Annotated in this window: 2 protein-coding genes; both read right to left on the bottom strand. The window is 29.5% G+C overall.

Annotation, left to right across the window (positions count from 1 at the left end):
- Positions 1-289 precede the first annotated feature (289 nt).
- Complete coding sequence (locus tag RCF13_RS04185) at positions 290-532, bottom strand: hypothetical protein (protein WP_016716398.1); 243 nt, start codon at positions 530-532, stop codon at positions 290-292.
- A 314-nt stretch (positions 533-846) separates the two neighbouring features.
- The coding region (locus tag RCF13_RS04180) for a hypothetical protein (RefSeq protein ID WP_308140894.1) at positions 847-1,385 on the bottom strand (539 nt) is incomplete at its 5' end.

Raw genomic sequence — 1,385 nt, 5'->3', positions numbered from 1 at the left:
AGTTTTATCTTTAGCAGTTTCATAATCATTTAAGAAAGCTAAAGGGTTATCACTGTTATTTAATTCTTTTGCAGCGGTTTCTTTTTTATTTTCTTCTTCTGTTAAAAATGACAATGGATTACTATTGCTTGCTTCATAACGTTCAAAATTTGAAAATAAATTGTCTTTGTTCATATTAATACCATCCTTTATTTAACTTTTGATTAGCCCTATCCAAAGAGAAAAGTTTTTTTGGGGGATGTTATTATCCATTCCCCCTGCTATCCGTTTGGTAAGGGCATTACTTTGTTCAATTATTTGTTAGTACAAAATGATTCGTATTATTAATACGTTCTACAACAATTCCACATTTAGATAATTGACTCATTAGATCAGTATCTTGTTTCTTTAATCGTAAGTTATCAGTAGTTGTATTTAGATATTCAGCAACTTGTGGAAATGAAATTGGTTCATTTTTATATGCATAGTATCCTAAAGTTAAAATACTAATGTGCTGAATAAATTCTTTGCGATTCATGTATTTCTTTTTCATAAATTTGCTACCTCCTTAATTTTTAAAATGAATGTACGAGCGAAAGTGAAGTACTAAGCCGTCCGGCAATTGAGGACATATAACAAGCAATATACTTAAAATTAAACTTTTATATTTGTTAAACTTGCTACTTATTAAACCTGTTATTTATTAAACTTGTAAATTTTTAAACTATATATAAAGTTAACTTGTATCAAAGAATAAGAAGTAATTAACGCTCAAAACAACGTTTAGCCTTACTGCCACAATGGATTGAGCGTGATTTAAAACAGTTCAAAAAAGTTACCCATTCGAGCAAATAAGGGTCAAAAAGGTTACCTATTTTTTGGAGCATATGGTGAAGCAGCAAACATACCTCTTAACGTATTATCAGGTTGACCACTTTTTCTATAAAAGATATATGGATTTAATGTGATGAAAGTGTGGCGTTTATCTTCCAGTATCGTTTCTGCAATTACTCCACCTTTTCTTAAACTCCTAAGAAGAGTAGATATTTTCTTTTGATGAATTTCAGTAATTTGTGCAATGCTTTCGATATTAAGATACTGAATTTCCTTAGAATCAATTTCATGAGGATTAATACAAATCATGTTAGTTTCATAATGCACATATGGAAGTAACTTATATAAGAATCCAATTTCAGCAGGTTTTAAGATTTTGCATAGCTGCTTTAATGTTGTAGTAAATAATTTGATTATCTTTTGTTCTTGAGCTTGTCCTCTAAAGTGGTAAGTAGGATTAATACGGTATCCACCTTTAACCGCTTCTAAAATCCCATTACTTTCAAGTGCTTTACATAACCGCTTATTAGTACTATTTGTAATACCTAATGTATGTTCAATATCTACTTTCT

The sequence above is a fragment of the Stenotrophomonas maltophilia group sp. RNC7 genome (assembly GCF_030910085.1).
Classification (GTDB): domain Bacteria; phylum Pseudomonadota; class Gammaproteobacteria; order Xanthomonadales; family Xanthomonadaceae; genus Stenotrophomonas; species Stenotrophomonas sepilia.
Note: the sequence above shows the minus strand (reverse complement) of the source record. Positions and strands in the feature narration are given on the sequence as shown.

Bases quoted from the DNA above. Each gene is read 5' to 3' on its own strand.
- RCF13_RS04185 (WP_016716398.1), bottom strand. From the start codon at position 532: ATGAAAAAGAAATACATGAATCGCAAAGAATTTATTCAGCACATTAGT.